We start from the raw sequence: 17,225 nt of genomic DNA on the forward strand, positions 1-17,225 counted from the left end.
CCATGAGCCTCACCTTGCCCGCGTGCCGGATGGGCTGGGACCAGCTCGACCTCTACACCGTCGAGTACGTCATCCACCGCCCCAGCGGCGACACCGACGTGCTCGTCACCGCCGCCCCGTGGCGCGGGGCCGAACCGCACCGGCTCGGCTTCCGCCACGACGGCCGGTGGCAGCAGCTCGCCGGACCCGCGCCCCGCCCGCTCGACGAGGCCGTCGGCTGGCTGCACGCCGAACTGCGGCACACCACACTCGCCCCCGGCATGCTGCCGCTGCTGACCGCCCTCATCCCCATGCCGGAGCCCGGAGTGGGCGCGCGATGAGCGCGGTCACCCAGCGGTTCGGCCACCCGCCCACCCGTCAGACGCACCAGCTCCCGCCCGCGCACGGCCGCCACGGCCGCGCGGGGGCGGCGCGGCGGGCCCTGCACACCATGCCCCGGCCCACCGCCCGCGGCGCCCTGGCCGTGGCCGGCCTCGCCGAGCTGGCCGCCGCGATCGGATGGACGGCCGGTTACGGCCCGTCGGCCTCCACCGCGGTGGCGGCCTTCAACTCCGCCTTCCTGCTGATCCTCGCGGCGGTGAAGTCGTGATCGGCTGCATCGTCGCCTACCTCCGGATGATCCTCGCGCGGCGTCCCTCGGCGGACCGCTTCCGCCCCCACCTCACCACCACGCCGACCCGCACGCCGGACTTCGAAGCCGCGATGCGCACGATCTGCAGGGGCCTGGAGACCGACGACCTGATCCGGCGCCGCGACCGGGGCTTCGAGCTCGGCGGCGTCCTTCCCGCCCCGATGGCCGCCATCGACGCCGTGCTGCGCGAGCGCGGCGTCCAGATCTGCCCGTGCGGCGCATCCCCCAACCGCCCCCACACCCGCACCTGCAAGGAGGCATGACCGTGGACGCGGTCCCCCTGAACGGTCACATCTACACCAGCCTGGCCCCCGACCAGGTGACCCACCGGCTGACCGACGACGGATGGTCGAGCTTCGACTTCGGCCCCATGCGCGTGCAGCTGCCCGTCAAGGACCTCAGCCGCGTCAAGGCCGCCCGCGCCCTGGCCCAGGCCATCGCCGCGCAGGCCGGCTTCTGGGACGGCGACCTCGCGGCCATCGAGGCCGGGCTGGTCGAGGCCGAGCAGGCCAAGCTCGCCGAACACACCAGCGCCACCGGCCCGCAGCCCGCCGCCAGCGCCGACGACACGCAGGTCCTCCCGGACTCCGGCGCGCCGTTCGGCGGAGAGGACCCCAAGCTCGACGCCCGCGTGCACAAGGTCGCCACTCTCCCGGAGACCCGGCGCCGCACCGGCCCCAAGCCCGCCGCGAACACCTCCAAGGACGAGACGTGATCCACATGTTCAAGGGCAGAAACCGGCGCGGACGCACCGAGCACACCGAGTCCGTCCAGCCGCCGCAGGGCGACCGGCGCGCCGCCGAGGCGTCGCAGGACGCTGCGGGCGTCGTGAACGACATCGACGAGGTCCTCGCCGACGCCGAGCAGGCGGCCGAGGAGGCCGAGCGGGACAAGGCCCACGCGGAGTTCCTCGCCTTCAACCGTGCCTTCCAGTTCTACGAGGTCGACGAGGACGAGTACGACCAGTGGCACCAGGTCTGGACCGCCCAGTACGGACACCTCTTCAGGGGGTGCGGGTGCTGATGGACGCTTTCACGACCGCCGCCGTGCTCGCGCTGGCTATCGGCGCCGTCGCCTGCACGATCAGCCTGGCCAAGGTGTTCGCCCCGGCCCGCGCATGGGTGGCGGGCCGCAGGGGCCGCGCCTGGCGCTGGCTGGCCGACCTGATCGGCTGCCCCTACTGCGTGAGCCACTGGCTGGCGTTCAGCGCGACCGTCATCTACCGGCCGCGCCTGGTCAGCCTGTGGCTGCCGCTGGACCTGGCCGTCACCACCATGGCCATCGTCGCCCTGGCCATGCTGCCCGTCCTGGTAATCCGCCGCGGCATCGCTCCAGTGCGAATCCAGATCGACCACCACCGCCTCCCGGCCACCGTCCCGACGACCCTGCTGTCCAGCCGCGACCGCGCGCACCTCAACGGAGCGGGCCGATGACCGAGAACTACATGCTCGTCGCCTGGATCCTCGCCGTGCTGGCCGCCGGAGCCGTCATCTGGGCGGTCGCCATCGCGCTGCTCGACCGTCTCCCGCGCAGGCGCTCCCGGGGCCGGCGGCCCCGCCGGATCGACCTGTCCATGTGGGAGATGACGTGGAAGTCCACCGACACCGACCAGTGGATGGCGCCGCTGCGCTCGGGCGGCACCCGGGCCGAGCGCCGCATCCGGCAGACCTTCGCCGACCGCGGGCTGCTGCTGGTCCGCCGGGCCGGTCGCAGGGCGCGGCGCGCCCTGAGGGGGCAGCGATGACCACGACCCGCACGCAAGAGGAGATCCTCACTCGCATCCAGGCCGTCTCGGACGAGGACCTCCTCGGGTTCCGTCTTCAGGTGCTGCTCGGCGCGCTCGACTTCGAGCACGCCAAGCCGTTCCTCAAGCCGGACACGACCGCAGAGGACTGGAAGGCCGCGCCGAGCAGCGCGGAGATCCTCGAAGAGGCGCAGGGCTACTACGAGTTCGCCCTCGGCAAGATCCGCGACCACCGGGGCATCTCGGCGACCCGCTCGGTGGAGAAGCTCGGCGAGTGCGCCTGGCTGCTCGGCCGGGACGACGTCGTCGAGGCCATGGCGGAGGCCGACTACCCGCAGTACGGCGCCCCCAAGGTCAAAGCGTTCGCCGACGGGTTCGGCCTGGCCTGGCCCGACTCCGAGGACATGGCCCGGATGGCGGTTGGTGAACCGTGCACCCCCGACTGTCGAGAGGGGTGCGGAGCATGACCGAGCCGAACTACCAGCCCAACGAGATCCTCGACATCACTATCCGGAACGCTCGCGTCATCGAGGGCGACGGTGGACGGCTGGTCTACGAGTACTCGACGATCGGTCGCGATGACCCCACCTATGCGCGTGCGGCTATCCAGCCGTGGGCCGACTCGGTCACGATCACGCGCGTCATGCCCGCCGCCGGGGAGCCGAGGCTCGGCGACCTGTGGAAGGACGTCCGCGGCGTGCTCTGGCTGGCCGTGCAGCGGACGGGAGGGGTCCAGCTCCACGACGGCGGCACCGGCGGTCCCTGGCCGATCACTCAAGTCCAGGGCACTTACGGGCCGCTCGCGCTGGTGTACCGCGACCCGGTGGACGGCGGTGAGACCGGTGAGTGACCTCATCACTCCGGCCGCGCGGCTGCTTGCCCCCGCCGGCCTGCCCCGCGAGGAGTGGCTCGCCGTGCGCCGTCAGGGCATCGGCGGGTCCGACGTCGCCGCGATCCTCGGCATGGACCGCTACCGGGGCCCGCTGCACGTCTACCAGGACAAGCGTGGCGAGCTGGCCGAGCAGCGCAGCGCACGCCTGGACCGGGCCGCGCGGCGCGGTCACCGCCTCGAAGGGCTGGTCGCTGAGCTGTTCACCGAGGAGACCGGCCTGTCGGTGGTCAAATCGCCCGGAACGTTCCAAAACACCGAACGAGCGCACATGCTCGTCAACCTCGACCGGATCGTCATCGACGCCAGGCCCGTCCGGGACCTCCTCGACGGCGGCGTCCTGGAATGCAAGAGCCGCACCTGGCGCGCCGCCCGCCGTGAGAACTGGGGCGGTGACGAACCGCCCGACGGGCCCGCCATCCAGGCGTACTGGGGCATGGCCGTCACCGGCTACCACAAAGGCTGGGTGGCCGGCCTGGTCGACGACGACTTCGTGCGGTTCGAGCTGGCGTACGACGAGGAGCTGATCGGCCACCTCACGGCGATCGTCGACCGGTTCTGGCACGAGCACGTCGTCCCCGGCGTCCCGCCCGAGCCGGGCGACCTGGAGGCGACGGACGAACTGCTCGGCCGCATGTGGGACGTCGCCGCCGACTCCATCAAGCTGTTCACGCCCGAGGAGGCGGCCGAGGCGGACGCCCTGCTCTCCAGCCGCAAGAACATCCTCGGCCGCCGCGAAGAGGCCGAGCGCGCGCTCGCCGAGATCGAGAACGCGCTCAAGCTTCGGCTCGGCGACGCCGAGATCGCCATCGCCCCGGGCCGCGAGCTCTACAGCTGGAAGCGCAACGGCAACTTCGCCAGCAAACGGTTCCGTGAGGCCGAGCCCGAGCTGGCCGCCGAGTACATCCACCTGGTCCCGGCCGTCGACCGCGAGCGCCTGGCCGCTGAGAAACCTGACATCTACCGGGCCCACCGGGCCCGCGTCTTCCGCACCCCCGGGGGATCGTCATGAGCAATATCAGGGACCGGGTCGCCCAGCGCGCCACCGGGCGCCGACCGCCCAGCAAGGACGTGGCCGTCAAGGAGAAGGTCCGCACCGCCCGCCAGCTCTTCCAGCAGATGAAGCCGCAGTTCGAGATGGCGCTGCCCCGTCACGTCGGCGTCGACCGGTTCATGCGCATGGCGCTGACCGCCGTGCAGAAGACGCCCAAGCTGCTGGACTGCTCGCAGGAGTCGCTGCTCGCGGCGCTGCTGGAGTCCGCGCGCCTCGGCCTGGAACCCGGCACCAAGCAGGCCGCGATCGTTCCGTACAGCAAGCAGGCGACGTTCATCGCGCAGTGGCAGGGCCTGGTCGAGCTGATGTACCGCTCCGGCCAGGTGGCCAGCGTGACCGCCGAGTTCATCCACGAGGCCGACACCTGGGACTACAAGGTCGGCGACGGCGGGACCTTCTGGCACCGGCCGAACCTGCTCGCCGAGGACCGGGGGCCGATCGTGCTGGTCTACGCGTTCGCCGAGATCAAGGGCGGCGGCCGGTCCAAGATCGTGACGCTGAACCGGCGGCAGGCTGAGCAGATCCGCGACCAATACAGCAAGGCGTATCAGCTCGCCGAGAAGAACCGGCTGGCCGAGCCCGCCGAGTTCGCGGCCAACCCCGACAAGGGGTGGTTCAACTCCACCTGGCACACCGAGTTCGCGGCGATGTGGCGGAAGAGCGCGGTCCGTCGCCTGGCCGACTGGGTACCGCAGTCGCCCGAGCTCGTCGAGTGGCTCCAGCGATCGAATGAGGCGGGCGAGAGCGAACTGCCTGACGTCGACTTCGACTACGACGGCGAGGTCCTCTCCGAGACCGAGGAACCCTCCGAGCCGGGAGAGCCGGCGGCGGACACGACCGCGCCGGCCTCGCCTCCGGGTGACGCGCCCGGCAAGGCCGAGGACTGGCCGCCGGTCGCCACGCCCCCGGGCGGCTATGACGGGCGGGGTGCGTGATGGGGCTCGACATCCGAGGCGCCGCGTGCGCCTACCTGCGCAATGGCAAAGTCACTGTCTTGCAGGCCGAGAACGTCAGCGGCGAGCCGTACCGGCCGCACACCGTGACCGCGCGTGTCGAGGGACACAGCGCGAAGTACATCGTGCTCCTCGACGACGGCCGGTGGACCTGCACCTGCGACGACCCCGCCACCTGCGCGCACGTCGCGGCCGTCCAGCTCGTCACCGGCCACCCCGGCCCAGCCCGGAAGGAGCAGCGATGAGCGAGCAGGCCCTGACGATGCAGGTTCGTGTCCGCGACCGCTCGGCCGAGCCTCCACGGGGCGTCGGCCCGGTCAATCCGGTCGTGTGCACCGTGGAGATCTCCACGCGCTGCCCGGTGTGCGATGGGCCGCGTGGGGTGCCGGGCAACCTCAACCAGGTCGACGACGGCGCGCGCTACTCGGTGGACGTGTGGGAGAACCCCTGCGGCCACGTCGACTACTACGCCGACGTCGTCAAAGAGGCCGCGCGCGCCCTCGACAGGAAGGGGGCGTCGTCATGAGGTACGCCCTGATCGACAACGACGGCGAGCTGCACGTCAAGGACGCAGCCTGGCCGGACATCGCTCGCGAGCTCGGCGAGCACGGGACAGCGGCCGTCCGCCTTGCTCAGGCCACACCGTTGCGCGGATTCCGCGGCCACGTCAGCGACTGCGGGCTGGCCATGCCGGACATCTACCCGCGCAACGTGATCGGCTCGCTGGTCCTGTTCTCGCTTGAAGGCGGGATCCAGCCGTATGCCGGGCCCGTCGTCATCACCGGGTTCGCCACCCTCCCCGTCCCGGACGTGACGGGCCTCGACCAGGACATGCTCGACCTGGTGCGCATGGCTCACAGCGACGTGCGGCGCGCGCTGGCTGGCAACCCCGAGCCTGACCCGGCGCACGCTGATGAGTGGAAGCCTGGCGAGTGGCGGCAGTGGGCCGGGGAACAGCCCGAGCTCGCCGAGCTCGTCCGTACCGGCCAGGCGCCGGGCATCCGGATCATCCGCGGGACCGACCTCCTCGGAGGTGGCCTGTGACCCCCATCGAGCTCGCCGGGCGGCTGCGCATGCTGGCCCGCGAGCAGCCAACCCTCATCTGGCGCGAGCTGTACGCGCTTGCCCTGGATATCCAGGAGGACGCCGAGCTCGCCGCGGCACTGCGGGCGCAGGATACGGCGCGCGCCGCCGCCGCGGCGCGCGGTGACAGCGTCTCGGTGGTCGAACCCGTGCCGCAGATGCATGCCGAGCCCGACGCCCGGATGACGCGCCACAGGTGGTGGTGGCGATGAGCAGGAGAAGCAAGGCGCCCCGTCCTGCGGCGACCGCGCCGTCCGAGGGCATGCGGCTGACCATCACCTTCGAGTTCATCGGCCGGATCTCCATCGAGGCCGGTACGAGATTCGCCCGGCGGTGGCTGCTCGACCAGACCGGAACCGAGGACGGCGGCGTACGCCTGCTCACCGTGCGCGGCGAGCACGCCGACGCCGCCCCGCCCCCGCCCGGAGTGCTGATCCGCCGCAGGCGGAACCGTCTGGGGCTGACCCAGGCGGCGTTGGGCGACCTCGCCGGGGTCACCCGCCCCGCTGTCACCCAGGTGGAGAACGGCTTGCGGCGTTCCGGCCCCGCCTACTCCGCGCTCCTGGCAGCCCTGGAGAAGGCCGAGGCTGCCCGATGACCAGCATCTTCAGACTCGCCACGCGCGTTGAGCCCTGCTCCGTGCGCGGCGACGCCCGCCCCGCGCCCACGCCCCCGGGCGCGCGGGCGGGCGCCGGACCGGCGGCGCTCGCGGGGACGCCGCCGGTCCGCACCCACCTCGCCCTACCGGGCGGAGGGGCGAGGTGGGCCCTGCACGTCCAGGCGCTCGGAGGGGAAGCCGGCGCCTGGACCCAGACCGGGCCCGTCGCGCCTCGGGGGACGCGACGGGCCCACGGAGGGCAGCCGTGAGCCGCCGGACCGCGTGGGGCCTGGACACCCCACACGGACCCCACTGGACCAACCGCGCCGCCTGCAAGGGACAGGACCCTGAGCTGTTCTTCGAACCGGCCGCGCGCTCCAAGGAAGACCCGGACGTCAAGCGCGCCAAAGCGATCTGCGCCGGCTGCCCCGTGCGCCGGGAGTGCCTGATCGACGCCGTGGAGCGCAAGGAGCAGTACGGCATCTGGGGCGGCCTCACCGAGCGGGAGATGCGCGCGATCCTGCGCGGCCGGAAGAGACCGGGACCCCTTTCGCCTGACGATGAGGCGCTGTGCATGGAGCTCGACACCCGCCGCCGCCGGCGTGGGCTCACCTGGCGGCAGGCGATAGAGGAGGTCGGGATCAGGTGGGAAGCCTTCCAGGCCCTGCGTAACGGCCGGGCCACCGACCTGACCCGAGAACGCGTGACCACCTGGCTCTCCATGACCGAGGGGGCCGCATGAAAAGGACCACTTCCCCGCGCGGACATCCCGCAGCCAGCCGCAGAACGGGCTGGCTGGCATTGGCGACAACACGAGTGGGGGATGAGTTGGCACGAATTCGCACCATCAAACCGGAGTACTACTCCTCTCCCGGCATGCAGCATCGGTCGCCCGGCATGAACGGCCTCGACCCGTGGGCCAGGTTGTTGTTCATCGCGATGTGGAACTGGGCCGACGACTTCGGCCGCGGCACCGCCTCGCCGAAGGAGCTCGGCGGGTTCGCCTTCCCGCACGACGAGGACATCACCGCGACCGACATCCGGCGGTGGCTCGGCGAGATCCGCCGAGCGTTCGACGTGGTCTTCTACGAGGTCGACGGCAGGCCCTACTACTACATCCCCTCGTGGGAGAAGCACCAGAAGATCGACAAGCGCTCGCAGCCGAAGTACCCCGCTCCTGAGGAAGGCCGGCCGTGGGATCCCGAGCCGGTCAAGACCAAGGAGCCCGGCCCTGAGCTGCTGAAACTTCAACTCTCGGAGAGTATCGCCGGATCCTCGGCGGAACCCGCCGAGTCCTCGGCGGACGCCGCTGAAGTCTCGGCGCTGGAAATAGGAACAGGGGAACAGGGGAACAGGGGAAGTACTTCGGTTCCCGCCGTAGGCGGGCTTACGGACCGTAACGCGCGCGCGTACGCGAAGGCGCCTCCGGCGCAACCGGAAGACTTCCTCGCCCGCAAGGTCATCCACGACATCCCGCGCTACGCCAACGCGCCGGGCTGGGTGCGACGACACCTGGTGCCGCTCGTCGCCGCCGCCATGCGCGCCGGATTCGGCGCTCAAGCGATCAGCGGCTACGCGGTGATGGTGATGTCCGAGGGCCGATATCGCGACGACCAGCACATCCCCGAGCTACGCGGCGCGCTCAGCCGCCTGTCCCGCGACGCCACGCTCGGCACCGCCTGCCGAGCATGCGGCCTGGACCCCGGCGACTGCCCCTGCCGCGCCACGCCCGCTGCCGACCGGCCATGGACCGAGCAGGACCAGGCCGACTTCGAGGCAGCCCTGGCCCACCTCGGCGTCACCGCCGACGAGCTGGATCGGGGGGCGTGATGGGGTCCGATGACCCATTCGGCCGCGCCGCCGACACCCTGACCGCGAAGTACGCCCGCCGCCTGGCCGATGCAGGCGTGCCCGACCCGCAGCACCTCGCCATCGAGCTGGTCGTCATGGCCCGCGGCCACGGCTGGAGACCGGTCGAGGCCCTCCAGCCGCCCGCCGTCACACCCTCGACCGGCAGCAGCGGGCAGCTGCCGGAGGAGGTCCGCGAACTTCGAGCCGCCATCGACACCCGGCCGCCCTGCCTCTGCGGCGCCGCGGTCCTGGAGCACGAGCTGGTGTGCGGCAAGCGCGCCGGATCCCCGAAGACCGGCTGCGCCGCCTACACCCCCGCCCCCGGAAGGAGCTGAGATGCCGGAGATCCCCCGCATCATCGTCGCGATCGAGCTGGCCAACGGCGCCCGGCCGCAGGCCGTCTGCCGTACCCAGGGCTGCACGGCCGGCAAGGACGGCCAGCCGTGGAAGGGCGAGCCGCAGGTCGTCAAGGTGGCGGCAGAGACCGACGCCCGCCACCACCGGCAGTGGCACCGCGCGCAGCGCCCCGTCCCTGTCGAGACCGCCCCCGAGGAGGGCCGGTGACGCCCAGCGCGGACGTTCCCGCCAACCTCGCCGACGCCCTCGGCGGCCTCGTGCCCCTGGCCATCGCCGAGCTGCGCGGCTCGACGTTCCAGGAGCGGCGGGCCTACCTCGCGGGCGCGGCCGACATCATCGCGTCCAAGGCCGACCAGATGATGTTCCACAACACCAAACGGGTTCGGGCCGCGAGTACGCCGGGCGTACTGCCCGCGATCGTCCGCGGGCTCGCGGTCGGTGCCTACCAGCCGGGCGGAGCGACCATCCTTGGCGTGCACGCCTGCGCTCACCCGCACCCGTGGTGCCCGGCGACGACCACGCGCCCGGCGTGCTGCACCTGCGACCCTGCCGCCTGCACGGCGACCATCGCGAGCGGCAGCTGCCCAGGCACGACCGCATGCGCCTGGTGCGGCAACGGATGCCCCCGCGCCGACACCGACACTCCGTGCTGCGCGCCCACGCACGTCATGGGCCGCCTCGTCCGCATCAGGGACGCCGCGTGACGGCCCCGCTGGTCATCATCGCAGTGCGCGGCGAACCCGCTGGGCAGGGCAACCTGCGCACCGGGCCCAAGCACGGCAAGGCGTACCACGCCAACAGCAAGGACCTCAGCCCGTGGCGCGAGAGGGTCCGCGGCGCCGCGCTCGATGTGCTGGGCGCGCACGAGTTCCGGCCCCCGACGGGGGAGGACCGGCGCCTGGCCCTGCCCTGTGACGAGTGCGGCACCTACCGCACCCAGCACGCCACGCTGCTCGGCCCGGTGCGCCTGGAGGCGGTCGTCACCGTGCGTCGGCTGAAGTCGGTGACCGCGAAGTGGCCAGTCACCCGGTCGTCCTCGGACTGGGACCACTACGCCCGCGCGATCTGCGACGCGCTGACCGGCGTGATCTACGTGGACGACTCGCAGATCATCGACGGCCGCGTCATCACGACCTATCCGCACGTCCACCAGCACGCGCTCGGTGAGCCGGGCGCCGTCATCCGCATCTGGAACGGGGGAGCATGACCACCACGCTGAAGTTCGACTCCAAGGTCGGCGCGTCCGCGGCGAACGCCCTGGAGCCGCACATTCGCCCGCTATACGACCGACCCGGCGCGTCCATCCTGGCGATCTGCGAGTTCCGCCACGTCGAGCGCACCCAGCCCGCGCCGGACGCCGACAAGGACCCCTCGGTGAAGGTCCGCATGACCTCCATCGAGGTCCCCAACCGCGACCAGGAAGGCGCGATCCGCGAGGCCGCGCGCGCCCTGTACGTGCAGCGCACTGCCGCTGGCACCCTCGACGACGACGGCATCTTCCAACTGTCCGACACCAGCCTGAAGAACATCGGTGGCCTGCTCCACGGCATCGAGGCCGCCCGCCTGCGCGCCGGCCTGAAGCACTGGGTCGGCTACATCGCCCGGGTCAACGCCAACCCGCACCTGACGATCAGCGAGATCAAGCACGAACTCGACGCCGTCAGCCAGGGCCTGGATGCGCTGCTCAACACCGAGGAGGAGCACTGATGGGCTACGTCAGCTATCTGTCCGGCGAGATCACCATCGACCCGCCGATCCCCTGGTCGCAGCTCCACGGCAGCCGATTCGTCTGCACGCCGGCGCGCAAGGAGTACGAGCGCCTCGTCTGGCTGCGCCTGGTCGAGGAGCCCGTGGAGACCGACGAGGGCACGCTGATCCGCAGATCCGCAGTCGCCATCCGGGTCTCGACGGCCGACGAGCTGCGCGCCGACGGCCTACTCCGAGAGGTGCAGGAGATCGTCGCGGCGCATGGCGAAGGTCACACCTTCACCGGTCGGATCCTCGTGCGCGGATCAGAGTCGCCCGACATTTGGCGCGTTCGAATCGTCGACGGCCGCGCGGTCGAGGAGCGGCCCACGCTCGTGTGGCCTGACGGCGTCGGGGAGCAGGTGTGAGCCCCATGAGCGAGCTGACCGAGGTCACGGGCCCGTACGGCACGGCCAATCGGGTGCCCAGGGCCAACTACGAGCAGGACTCGCCCGCCGCGCTTGACTCGTGGATCATCACCGCGCCGCTGTGGCACCCGCTGTGGTCCCAGTACCGGCTCTTGGTCATCACCCTCGCCGAGGTGCCCGGGGTCCCGTCCGCGACCAAGCATCGGCCGGACGTGACGCACGAGCTGATGGTCCTGACGCTCGACCCCGGCCACGGCCCGGTCCAGGCCGACCAGGTCCGCAAGGGTTCGCTGCGCTACCTGACGCCGGGCAACGTCGACGAGCAGTTCACCACCACCGACGACAAGGCGGTCAAGCTGGCCGAGCTGTGTGTCCGAGCGGTCGTAGACGGCGGGCTGTGCCCGGAGGCCGCCAACGCGCCCGACCGGATTCGCGCCGCCTGGCGGCAGGCCATCCACCAGACCCTCGCCCACGACCGCGACCCGCACCACGGCCGCGCGAACTGAAAGGCCCCGCCATATGCAACCCCCGCACCGTGACCTGATCGCGGGCATCGTGGACCGGCAGCTGCTCGACCGCACCGGGTGGGACATGCCCCACGAGCTGATCACCCTGCTCTGGGACGGCGAGAACATCGCCTTCGGGACGGTCGCCGTCATCGACACCACCATCCACCCGTCCATGTACTCGGACGTGATGATGAAGCTCGCCCACGAGGCGATCAGCGATCAGGTGGAACGTTCCGAACCGCCCACCTTGTACGGGTTCATGCTGGCCGTCGAGGCACACGCCGTCGCGACGCCCAAGGACGACGCCCCGGCCGCCGAGCACGCGCAGTTCCAACGCGACCGGCTCGGACGAACCTTCCACCAGCGGCCCGACGCCGTCGAGATCGCCTCGATCTGGTGCGTGGACGTACACCGCCGCATGTGGACCGCCATGCGGCGGCGCCCTGCCCCCCAGGTGATCGAACGAGAGTTCTTTCCCGACGTTGCCACGCCCACTGGCAGGGTCCCCGGCGGCACCTTCGTCGCCGGCCTGCGCGCCGCCGCCACCGCGGTGGCCGTCGCCCTGTACGGAGCGCCCCCGCCGACCGGGTTCCTCGGGTCGGCCGCCCGCACACCAGGCGTCGACGTGACCCGCAGCCCGTCTTGACCACCCATCCCCATCCCGGCCGCCGCGGCGGCGGCCGGGATGAACCCCGAGAGGCACACGCCATGGACCACACGCCCCCCGACGACGGCCTCATCCGCGTAGACGAGGCGACCTACCGGGCCTGGAAAGGCGCCCAGGAGCTGCAGCTACCACTGAAGGTCTACCTCCTCCTGGCGGCGCTGGTTTCCCATGCCGGCCGCGTCGTCACCCGCGAGGAACTGATGAGCCAGGTGTGGAACACCAGCTGGGCCGGGTCGACCAAGACCATCGACATGCACATGTCGTGGCTGCGGCGCGCGCTCGGCGACGACCCCTCCGCTCCTCGCTACATCACCACCGTCCGCGGGGTCGGCTTCCTGTTCGAGGCCGACGCCGTCCCCCCACCGGCCCTGACCGCCCTCGAAGTGAAGACGTTCCGACTGCCGCTGCGGATCGACCGGCACGGCCAGACGATCTACGACGCCAACGACGTCCTCGTGGCGGCGGCCATGTCGCCGCAGGCCGCCCGGTGGATCGTCCAGCGCGCCAACGAGAACCACATGGTCGAGGCCGTGGCAGCCGATGCCTGAGGCTCCGGAGGGAACTGCTGCCCCGATCAGCGTGACCGCTGTCGACACCGTCACCGGCGAGGAGGCGACCGCACAGGTACGGCCCGGTGACTACGCGCTGATCTGCGCTGAACCGTGCTGGCTGGAGCACACGCAGGTGGACCCCGAGACCGGCACCGTCACGATCACACTCAAGGGCTACAGGGGACGTCATGGGTGAACCGCTCGGGTACGTCGTCGTCACCTACAACCAGGCCAGCGGCCAGCCCGAGCTCACCGGCTACGGCATGTCCGACCTTGAGGCCGCACGGGCCGAACGCGACGAGGAACAGGTCCAGACCGAAGCCGTCGGCCGCGGCGAGCGGCACATCGTCGCGGCCGTCGTGGCCCTGGACCAGGACGACGGCGGTGAGTAGGCCGAAGGACGCGGCCCTCATCGACAACGGTGTCTGCCCCGTCTGCGGCAAGCGGCGGTTCCGGTCGCGCCGGCAGGCCAAGCGCGCGGCCCGCACCATCTACCCGGCAGATCGCTTCCGCGTCTACCCCTGCGGCGACGCCTACCACTTCGGCCACAACGCCCATCGCCAGTCCAAGGAGGGGATAGTGCCCGACCCCGACGCCCTGTTCGACCTGCCCGAAGGGGCCGACCCTGTGCCGCGCCCGGCCAAGGAGTCGCCGACCGTCCGCCGCACCAAACGGCAGGCCGCCCTGCTCGCCGTCGGCTCCCACCCGCTGTCGGCGGTGCTGTCGCGCCGCCTGCCCCTGCACCCCGAGGCCGCACCGGTCGGCGACGACCGTCAGGCCGAGGGCCGCCGGTGCGGCAACTGCGCGTTCCGGCAGGCCCTGCACAGCGGCGCCCGCTCCTACCCCAAGTGCCTCGCCGGATGGCAGGAGGGCTCTCGCCACCCCCCGCCGCGGGCGACGCACAGCGAAGCCAGCGATGTCAGGGCCTGGTGGCCGGCCTGCCGAGACCATGAATGGGAGGAAGACAATGCCCACTAATCCGCTGCTGGCCGTCTACGTGCTGGGCGCGTATGGCTGGGCCTTCTTCGTCGCGCTCGGGCTCGTGATGCGCCCGCAGATGATCGCGACGCTGGCCCGGGAGTCGCGAGTGCCGTGGATGGTCTTCGCGGCCATGATGCTGGTCGCCTACAGCATCTTCTGGCCGATCACGATCTGCGGGCTGCTCGCCTCCATCATCAACGACCGGCGGCGGTGATGGCTGACTACTCGCGCTCGCAGGACCAGGTCGCCTCCGTGGTCGAGCCGCGCACTGACCCGCCCCCGTACGACTTCAAGGTCTACAGAGCCGGACTGCTGCACGCCTCGGTCTGCACCAACCTCACCGACGAGCAGGCCACCGGCCGCCTCAACACCGAGCACCCGACCGGGATCTCAGCGCAATGGGCCGTCTGCGACGGGCCGTTCGCCGACGGCACCCCCAACGGCGCCACCTGCCCTGGCCTGCCCACCCACCGCCATGTCCTGTTCATCTGCTGAAGAGGAGACCATGCCCCACCCACAGCTCACCCCCGAACAGTCCACCCGCCTCGACAAGAAGGCCCGCCAGCTCCTCACCGCCTCCATGTCCACCGCCGTCGCCTCCTGGCTGCTGCTCGCCGCCGCCATCTGGTTCGGCTCCTGGAGACTGGCCGGCCTCGGCTTCCTGGTCGCCATGCCCGCACTGGCCTTCCTGGTCCTGTCGGTCGCGTTGCGCAGCCCCGCCGGCCGCCAGGATGCCGCCCGGCAGCTCAACGTCCCGGAAAGGCCCCCGACCACCCGCTGGAGAAAACCGTGAGCGCCACCCTCGGTCAGGACGCCGACGACCCCAAGGCCGGGATGACGCTCGCCGAACTGCGCGAGCTCGTCGACCGGGCCGACCGCATGCAACTGCCCGGCGACACCCTCGTCACCGGCCGGACCACGATGCGCGGACGGATCCGCGCCCTTGCGCTCCAGGAGCCCGTCCGGTGACCGAGCCGCCGATGGACGTGCGCACCGCCTGCATCGTCGCGCACGAGTACTTCACCAGCCTGCGCGCCGCCGGCTTCACCACCCTGCAGGCGCTGTACCTCACCGCGTGCATCCTCGCCGGCGGACCCAAGCCGCCCCCCGAGGAGGAGCCATGAACCTCGACGAGGACCTCGACGAGGAGGTCGTGCTCGCGGCGCTCGACCTGGTGGGCCGGACCGGCGCCAAGCAGCTCCAGGTCGGGTTCCTCCACGAGGGCGTGCCAGTCCAGGAAGCCTCCTGGTACGCCCACGCCCAGTACCACGGCGCCCGGATCACCGAGGAAAACCACAAAGGCCCCGCCGAGGCCCTGGAAGCGCTCGCCCGCCGCCTGCTGACCGGCGCCAAGTGCGTGCACTGCGGCGGCCTGGTCACGCTGCCAGGCGAAGCCCCGTCGGCCCATGTGGCCGGGACGCTGACCGACGGCACCCGGTGGACCGCCGAACAGGCGAGCGCGGCCGGACAGTGCCGATGGACCCGCATCGGGCCCCGGTGGGCGCGCGAATGCGCATGACCAAACCCTCACGCGCAGCCAGGAACATGACCGCGCACAACACCCCTGAAGGGAGCACAACCCCGATGAGACAGCGCAACGCGCAGGACTACACGCCCGAGGAGTTCGACGCCGTCGTCGAAATGATCCAGGGCGACACCGACCTCCGCGCCGACATCGAGGCCATCACCGGCCAGACCCTCGACGGCAAGACGCCACGGCAACTCTTCAACCTCTTCCGCACGATCCAGCACACCACCGAGGTGCAGGCCGCCGTCGTCAACTACGGCCGCGCCCGCCAGGCCCTCCGAGACACCCGGGCGGCGCTGGAGGCCGACGCCGACGCCGAGGAAGCCCTGAGGCTGGCCCGCGCGGAAATCAAGCGGCTGGAGCTCGCGAACGACGAACTCAGGCGCAAGAACTACGCACTCAACCGCGCCCACGGCGCCACCCCGCTGCCCCACGTCGCCGGGGGACGGGCATGAGCGCCACCGGCATCTTCGGCGTCACCAGCGACGTCACCCTCTACCGCGTGCAACTGCAGGTCCTCGACAAGCTCGTCGGCGGCATCCCCAGCTCGCCGAGCGTCATCAAAGGCTGGCTGAAGACACGGCTCGACCTCGGCGACCGCGACCTGCAGGAGCTCGCCGAGCAGACCCTCACCGAACGGTTCCCCGACCGCCAGCCCACCGCGGACGCGCTCGCCCAGGCGCTCATGGAGTCCGAGGCGGCCGAGGTCAGCGTGAACGGCTTCAAGCGCACGCCCGCCGGCGAACTCGCATACGAGGGCCGGTGTATGAAGGCCGCGCTGAAGGAGTGGGCCAACAGCGCCTACCCGGGCACGGACTGGCCGTCCAAGAAGAAGGTCGCCAGCACCTTCCGCAAGGGCCTCATGGCCACCCTGGCCGAGCGCGTGTTCGTCCCGGAGGTGTTCATCCCGCTGGGCGTCACCGAGCCGACAGGGATCGAGGAGCGCGTCAAGCACGTCAGAACGCCCACCGGCCCGCGCAGCTCGATCGCCCGGGTCGAGTACGTCGAGGGCCCGCTGCTGACCTTCACCCTCCGCGTGCACGACGACTTCCTTTCCACTGAGGAGTGGGGGCGCATCTGGCAGCGCGGCGAGGACATCGGCATCGGCGCGGACCGCGCACGCTCAGACGGTAAGTTCGAGCTGCGCGCCTGGGACAAGATCGAAACCGTCGAGTGACGCCTTCTCCTGCGACGCCGTGACCGATACGGCTAGCCCACCCACCCCGATCCGACTTCGCGAACCGGCCCGCTCAACGGCACTCCGCGTCGACCTTCCGAGCCCAGCCCGGCCTTGCCGGAGCCGATCATCCCCACCCCGTGCGACATGTCGAACCCAGCCCGCACAAACCGGAACCGGTCGTTTCGGCCCCGATCCGACTTAACGTCTCCGACCCTCACATGCCACCGCCGGGCGACAAGCCCCGCCGCCTCTGGCCATCACGTGACGATTCGACTGGCCTACCGCTACCCGAGCCCGACCGTGCCCAGCCGACATACCTGGCCAACCCGCCCCGATCCTGTACGACAGCTCCACTCGTCGCCTGTCCTCTCGCGCCATGCCGACGTTCCACGCCTTCCCGACTCCCATCAACCCGCGGCCGACCGCTCTCGTCCTGCCATCTCCAGCCACGCCGCACCGACCGGCCATGCCCTGCCCTGGCCCTCTCCTGACCGCCTGACTTCTCATGCCGCACGGCCCTGCCCACGGTGACAAG

General features: G+C 71.4%; 37 protein-coding genes and 1 pseudogene. All 38 read left to right on the forward strand.

What is annotated here, in order from left to right:
* The first annotated feature begins 2 nt into the window (after positions 1-2).
* The 38 genes and pseudogenes from BJ982_RS20205 (at position 3) to BJ982_RS20390 (ending at position 16,687) form a co-directional block, all read left to right on the forward strand.
* Positions 3-320 carry a hypothetical protein gene (locus BJ982_RS20205; protein ID WP_184882326.1) on the forward strand — a complete coding sequence of 106 codons (318 nt, stop codon included), beginning with the start codon at positions 3-5 and terminating at the stop codon, positions 318-320.
* Positions 317-589, forward strand: a complete 273-nt coding sequence (locus BJ982_RS20210; RefSeq protein ID WP_184882328.1) for a hypothetical protein — start codon at positions 317-319, stop codon at positions 587-589. The genes BJ982_RS20205 and BJ982_RS20210 overlap by 4 nt, the downstream gene beginning before the upstream one ends.
* Positions 586-894 carry a hypothetical protein gene (locus BJ982_RS20215; protein ID WP_184882330.1) on the forward strand — a complete coding sequence of 103 codons (309 nt, stop codon included), beginning with the start codon at positions 586-588 and terminating at the stop codon, positions 892-894. Before BJ982_RS20210 ends, BJ982_RS20215 begins: the two co-directional genes overlap by 4 nt.
* Positions 891-1,346, forward strand: a complete 456-nt coding sequence (locus BJ982_RS20220) for a hypothetical protein (protein WP_184882332.1) — start codon at positions 891-893, stop codon at positions 1,344-1,346. Before BJ982_RS20215 ends, BJ982_RS20220 begins: the two co-directional genes overlap by 4 nt.
* Complete coding sequence (locus BJ982_RS20225; protein WP_184882334.1) at positions 1,343-1,654, forward strand: hypothetical protein; 312 nt, start codon at positions 1,343-1,345, stop codon at positions 1,652-1,654. Before BJ982_RS20220 ends, BJ982_RS20225 begins: the two co-directional genes overlap by 4 nt.
* Complete coding sequence (locus tag BJ982_RS20230; protein ID WP_184882336.1) at positions 1,654-2,064, forward strand: hypothetical protein; 411 nt, start codon at positions 1,654-1,656, stop codon at positions 2,062-2,064. The genes BJ982_RS20225 and BJ982_RS20230 overlap by 1 nt, the downstream gene beginning before the upstream one ends.
* Positions 2,061-2,375: a hypothetical protein gene (locus BJ982_RS20235; protein WP_184882339.1), complete on the forward strand. Its 315-nt coding sequence runs from the start codon at positions 2,061-2,063 to the stop codon at positions 2,373-2,375. The genes BJ982_RS20230 and BJ982_RS20235 overlap by 4 nt, the downstream gene beginning before the upstream one ends.
* Positions 2,372-2,842 (forward strand): hypothetical protein, encoded by a 471-nt coding sequence (locus tag BJ982_RS20240; protein ID WP_184882341.1) that lies wholly within the window; start codon positions 2,372-2,374, stop codon positions 2,840-2,842. Before BJ982_RS20235 ends, BJ982_RS20240 begins: the two co-directional genes overlap by 4 nt.
* On the forward strand, positions 2,839-3,225 hold the full coding sequence (locus BJ982_RS20245) for a hypothetical protein (RefSeq protein WP_184882343.1): 387 nt from the start codon (positions 2,839-2,841) through the stop codon (positions 3,223-3,225). Before BJ982_RS20240 ends, BJ982_RS20245 begins: the two co-directional genes overlap by 4 nt.
* On the forward strand, positions 3,218-4,276 hold the full coding sequence (locus BJ982_RS20250) for a YqaJ viral recombinase family nuclease (protein ID WP_184882345.1): 1,059 nt from the start codon (positions 3,218-3,220) through the stop codon (positions 4,274-4,276). Before BJ982_RS20245 ends, BJ982_RS20250 begins: the two co-directional genes overlap by 8 nt.
* Positions 4,273-5,253, forward strand: a complete 981-nt coding sequence (locus BJ982_RS20255; RefSeq protein ID WP_184882347.1) for a recombinase RecT — start codon at positions 4,273-4,275, stop codon at positions 5,251-5,253. The genes BJ982_RS20250 and BJ982_RS20255 overlap by 4 nt, the downstream gene beginning before the upstream one ends.
* Positions 5,254-5,312: 59 nt before the next feature.
* Positions 5,313-5,516 (forward strand): SWIM zinc finger family protein, encoded by a 204-nt coding sequence (locus BJ982_RS20260; protein ID WP_184882349.1) that lies wholly within the window; start codon positions 5,313-5,315, stop codon positions 5,514-5,516.
* Positions 5,513-5,797: a hypothetical protein gene (locus BJ982_RS20265; RefSeq protein WP_184882351.1), complete on the forward strand. Its 285-nt coding sequence runs from the start codon at positions 5,513-5,515 to the stop codon at positions 5,795-5,797. Before BJ982_RS20260 ends, BJ982_RS20265 begins: the two co-directional genes overlap by 4 nt.
* Positions 5,794-6,315, forward strand: a complete 522-nt coding sequence (locus BJ982_RS20270) for a hypothetical protein (RefSeq protein ID WP_184882353.1) — start codon at positions 5,794-5,796, stop codon at positions 6,313-6,315. Before BJ982_RS20265 ends, BJ982_RS20270 begins: the two co-directional genes overlap by 4 nt.
* Entirely contained in the window at positions 6,312-6,566 is a 255-nt protein-coding gene (locus tag BJ982_RS20275; protein ID WP_184882355.1) for a hypothetical protein, read from the forward strand. Before BJ982_RS20270 ends, BJ982_RS20275 begins: the two co-directional genes overlap by 4 nt.
* A complete protein-coding gene (locus BJ982_RS20280; RefSeq protein WP_203959387.1) occupies positions 6,563-6,952 on the forward strand; it encodes a helix-turn-helix transcriptional regulator in 390 nt (129 codons plus the stop codon). Before BJ982_RS20275 ends, BJ982_RS20280 begins: the two co-directional genes overlap by 4 nt.
* Before the next feature lie 265 nt (positions 6,953-7,217).
* On the forward strand, positions 7,218-7,694 hold the full coding sequence (locus BJ982_RS40505) for a WhiB family transcriptional regulator (protein ID WP_275411760.1): 477 nt from the start codon (positions 7,218-7,220) through the stop codon (positions 7,692-7,694).
* 134 nt (positions 7,695-7,828) lie between these two features.
* Positions 7,829-8,782: a hypothetical protein gene (locus tag BJ982_RS20290; RefSeq protein WP_184882357.1), complete on the forward strand. Its 954-nt coding sequence runs from the start codon at positions 7,829-7,831 to the stop codon at positions 8,780-8,782.
* On the forward strand, positions 8,782-9,138 hold the full coding sequence (locus BJ982_RS20295; protein WP_184882359.1) for a hypothetical protein: 357 nt from the start codon (positions 8,782-8,784) through the stop codon (positions 9,136-9,138). The genes BJ982_RS20290 and BJ982_RS20295 overlap by 1 nt, the downstream gene beginning before the upstream one ends.
* Before the next feature lies 1 nt (position 9,139).
* Complete coding sequence (locus tag BJ982_RS20300) at positions 9,140-9,367, forward strand: hypothetical protein (RefSeq protein WP_184882361.1); 228 nt, start codon at positions 9,140-9,142, stop codon at positions 9,365-9,367.
* Positions 9,364-9,864, forward strand: a complete 501-nt coding sequence (locus tag BJ982_RS20305; protein ID WP_184882363.1) for a hypothetical protein — start codon at positions 9,364-9,366, stop codon at positions 9,862-9,864. Before BJ982_RS20300 ends, BJ982_RS20305 begins: the two co-directional genes overlap by 4 nt.
* Positions 9,861-10,367, forward strand: a complete 507-nt coding sequence (locus BJ982_RS20310) for a RusA family crossover junction endodeoxyribonuclease (RefSeq protein ID WP_184882365.1) — start codon at positions 9,861-9,863, stop codon at positions 10,365-10,367. The genes BJ982_RS20305 and BJ982_RS20310 overlap by 4 nt, the downstream gene beginning before the upstream one ends.
* Positions 10,364-10,867, forward strand: coding sequence for a hypothetical protein (locus BJ982_RS20315; protein WP_184882367.1), 504 nt, complete (start codon positions 10,364-10,366; stop codon positions 10,865-10,867). Before BJ982_RS20310 ends, BJ982_RS20315 begins: the two co-directional genes overlap by 4 nt.
* Complete coding sequence (locus tag BJ982_RS20320; protein WP_184882369.1) at positions 10,867-11,274, forward strand: DUF6205 family protein; 408 nt, start codon at positions 10,867-10,869, stop codon at positions 11,272-11,274. Before BJ982_RS20315 ends, BJ982_RS20320 begins: the two co-directional genes overlap by 1 nt.
* A 5-nt stretch (positions 11,275-11,279) precedes the next feature.
* Positions 11,280-11,780, forward strand: a complete 501-nt coding sequence (locus BJ982_RS20325; RefSeq protein ID WP_184882371.1) for a hypothetical protein — start codon at positions 11,280-11,282, stop codon at positions 11,778-11,780.
* A gap of 13 nt (positions 11,781-11,793) precedes the next feature.
* On the forward strand, positions 11,794-12,429 hold the full coding sequence (locus BJ982_RS20330; protein WP_184882373.1) for a hypothetical protein: 636 nt from the start codon (positions 11,794-11,796) through the stop codon (positions 12,427-12,429).
* A gap of 92 nt (positions 12,430-12,521) precedes the next feature.
* Positions 12,522-12,800: pseudogene (locus BJ982_RS40510) on the forward strand (winged helix-turn-helix domain-containing protein); the annotation flags it as partial.
* A gap of 229 nt (positions 12,801-13,029) precedes the next feature.
* A complete protein-coding gene (locus tag BJ982_RS20340) occupies positions 13,030-13,197 on the forward strand; it encodes a hypothetical protein (RefSeq protein WP_184882377.1) in 168 nt (55 codons plus the stop codon).
* Positions 13,190-13,393 (forward strand): hypothetical protein, encoded by a 204-nt coding sequence (locus BJ982_RS20345; protein WP_184882379.1) that lies wholly within the window; start codon positions 13,190-13,192, stop codon positions 13,391-13,393. The genes BJ982_RS20340 and BJ982_RS20345 overlap by 8 nt, the downstream gene beginning before the upstream one ends.
* Complete coding sequence (locus BJ982_RS20350) at positions 13,386-13,979, forward strand: hypothetical protein (protein ID WP_184882381.1); 594 nt, start codon at positions 13,386-13,388, stop codon at positions 13,977-13,979. The genes BJ982_RS20345 and BJ982_RS20350 overlap by 8 nt, the downstream gene beginning before the upstream one ends.
* Complete coding sequence (locus tag BJ982_RS20355) at positions 13,969-14,196, forward strand: hypothetical protein (protein WP_184882382.1); 228 nt, start codon at positions 13,969-13,971, stop codon at positions 14,194-14,196. Before BJ982_RS20350 ends, BJ982_RS20355 begins: the two co-directional genes overlap by 11 nt.
* Positions 14,196-14,477, forward strand: a complete 282-nt coding sequence (locus tag BJ982_RS20360; RefSeq protein ID WP_184882384.1) for a hypothetical protein — start codon at positions 14,196-14,198, stop codon at positions 14,475-14,477. Before BJ982_RS20355 ends, BJ982_RS20360 begins: the two co-directional genes overlap by 1 nt.
* A gap of 10 nt (positions 14,478-14,487) precedes the next feature.
* Positions 14,488-14,775, forward strand: coding sequence for a hypothetical protein (locus BJ982_RS20365; RefSeq protein WP_184882386.1), 288 nt, complete (start codon positions 14,488-14,490; stop codon positions 14,773-14,775).
* Positions 14,772-14,951, forward strand: coding sequence for a hypothetical protein (locus tag BJ982_RS20370; RefSeq protein WP_184882388.1), 180 nt, complete (start codon positions 14,772-14,774; stop codon positions 14,949-14,951). The genes BJ982_RS20365 and BJ982_RS20370 overlap by 4 nt, the downstream gene beginning before the upstream one ends.
* Positions 14,948-15,106, forward strand: a complete 159-nt coding sequence (locus tag BJ982_RS20375) for a hypothetical protein (protein ID WP_184882391.1) — start codon at positions 14,948-14,950, stop codon at positions 15,104-15,106. The genes BJ982_RS20370 and BJ982_RS20375 overlap by 4 nt, the downstream gene beginning before the upstream one ends.
* Positions 15,103-15,501 carry a hypothetical protein gene (locus BJ982_RS20380; RefSeq protein ID WP_184882393.1) on the forward strand — a complete coding sequence of 133 codons (399 nt, stop codon included), beginning with the start codon at positions 15,103-15,105 and terminating at the stop codon, positions 15,499-15,501. Before BJ982_RS20375 ends, BJ982_RS20380 begins: the two co-directional genes overlap by 4 nt.
* A gap of 65 nt (positions 15,502-15,566) precedes the next feature.
* Positions 15,567-15,965: a hypothetical protein gene (locus tag BJ982_RS20385; protein WP_184882395.1), complete on the forward strand. Its 399-nt coding sequence runs from the start codon at positions 15,567-15,569 to the stop codon at positions 15,963-15,965.
* Positions 15,962-16,687: a hypothetical protein gene (locus tag BJ982_RS20390; RefSeq protein ID WP_184882397.1), complete on the forward strand. Its 726-nt coding sequence runs from the start codon at positions 15,962-15,964 to the stop codon at positions 16,685-16,687. Before BJ982_RS20385 ends, BJ982_RS20390 begins: the two co-directional genes overlap by 4 nt.
* Positions 16,688-17,225: the final 538 nt, after the last annotated feature.

The organism is Sphaerisporangium siamense (assembly GCF_014205275.1).
In the GTDB taxonomy this organism is placed as follows: Bacteria; Actinomycetota; Actinomycetes; order Streptosporangiales; family Streptosporangiaceae; genus Sphaerisporangium; species Sphaerisporangium siamense.

Excerpts from the sequence above, each read along its gene's own strand:
- BJ982_RS20205 (WP_184882326.1), top strand. The coding sequence starts at position 3 with ATGAGCCTCACCTTGCCCGCGTGCCGGATGGGCTGGGACCAGCTCGAC.
- BJ982_RS20210 (WP_184882328.1), top strand. The coding sequence starts at position 317 with ATGAGCGCGGTCACCCAGCGGTTCGGCCACCCGCCCACCCGTCAGACG.
- BJ982_RS20220 (WP_184882332.1), top strand. The coding sequence starts at position 891 with ATGACCGTGGACGCGGTCCCCCTGAACGGTCACATCTACACCAGCCTG.
- BJ982_RS20230 (WP_184882336.1), top strand. The coding sequence starts at position 1,654 with ATGGACGCTTTCACGACCGCCGCCGTGCTCGCGCTGGCTATCGGCGCC.
- BJ982_RS20235 (WP_184882339.1), top strand. The coding sequence starts at position 2,061 with ATGACCGAGAACTACATGCTCGTCGCCTGGATCCTCGCCGTGCTGGCC.
- BJ982_RS20240 (WP_184882341.1), top strand. The coding sequence starts at position 2,372 with ATGACCACGACCCGCACGCAAGAGGAGATCCTCACTCGCATCCAGGCC.
- BJ982_RS20245 (WP_184882343.1), top strand. The coding sequence starts at position 2,839 with ATGACCGAGCCGAACTACCAGCCCAACGAGATCCTCGACATCACTATC.
- BJ982_RS20255 (WP_184882347.1), top strand. The coding sequence starts at position 4,273 with ATGAGCAATATCAGGGACCGGGTCGCCCAGCGCGCCACCGGGCGCCGA.
- BJ982_RS20265 (WP_184882351.1), top strand. The coding sequence starts at position 5,513 with ATGAGCGAGCAGGCCCTGACGATGCAGGTTCGTGTCCGCGACCGCTCG.
- BJ982_RS20270 (WP_184882353.1), top strand. The coding sequence starts at position 5,794 with ATGAGGTACGCCCTGATCGACAACGACGGCGAGCTGCACGTCAAGGAC.
- BJ982_RS20280 (WP_203959387.1), top strand. The coding sequence starts at position 6,563 with ATGAGCAGGAGAAGCAAGGCGCCCCGTCCTGCGGCGACCGCGCCGTCC.
- BJ982_RS20290 (WP_184882357.1), top strand. The coding sequence starts at position 7,829 with ATGCAGCATCGGTCGCCCGGCATGAACGGCCTCGACCCGTGGGCCAGG.
- BJ982_RS20295 (WP_184882359.1), top strand. The coding sequence starts at position 8,782 with ATGGGGTCCGATGACCCATTCGGCCGCGCCGCCGACACCCTGACCGCG.
- BJ982_RS20300 (WP_184882361.1), top strand. The coding sequence starts at position 9,140 with ATGCCGGAGATCCCCCGCATCATCGTCGCGATCGAGCTGGCCAACGGC.
- BJ982_RS20315 (WP_184882367.1), top strand. The coding sequence starts at position 10,364 with ATGACCACCACGCTGAAGTTCGACTCCAAGGTCGGCGCGTCCGCGGCG.
- BJ982_RS20320 (WP_184882369.1), top strand. The coding sequence starts at position 10,867 with ATGGGCTACGTCAGCTATCTGTCCGGCGAGATCACCATCGACCCGCCG.
- BJ982_RS20325 (WP_184882371.1), top strand. The coding sequence starts at position 11,280 with ATGAGCGAGCTGACCGAGGTCACGGGCCCGTACGGCACGGCCAATCGG.
- BJ982_RS20330 (WP_184882373.1), top strand. The coding sequence starts at position 11,794 with ATGCAACCCCCGCACCGTGACCTGATCGCGGGCATCGTGGACCGGCAG.
- BJ982_RS20345 (WP_184882379.1), top strand. The coding sequence starts at position 13,190 with ATGGGTGAACCGCTCGGGTACGTCGTCGTCACCTACAACCAGGCCAGC.
- BJ982_RS20355 (WP_184882382.1), top strand. The coding sequence starts at position 13,969 with ATGCCCACTAATCCGCTGCTGGCCGTCTACGTGCTGGGCGCGTATGGC.
- BJ982_RS20360 (WP_184882384.1), top strand. The coding sequence starts at position 14,196 with ATGGCTGACTACTCGCGCTCGCAGGACCAGGTCGCCTCCGTGGTCGAG.
- BJ982_RS20365 (WP_184882386.1), top strand. The coding sequence starts at position 14,488 with ATGCCCCACCCACAGCTCACCCCCGAACAGTCCACCCGCCTCGACAAG.
- BJ982_RS20380 (WP_184882393.1), top strand. The coding sequence starts at position 15,103 with ATGAACCTCGACGAGGACCTCGACGAGGAGGTCGTGCTCGCGGCGCTC.
- BJ982_RS20385 (WP_184882395.1), top strand. The coding sequence starts at position 15,567 with ATGAGACAGCGCAACGCGCAGGACTACACGCCCGAGGAGTTCGACGCC.
- BJ982_RS20390 (WP_184882397.1), top strand. The coding sequence starts at position 15,962 with ATGAGCGCCACCGGCATCTTCGGCGTCACCAGCGACGTCACCCTCTAC.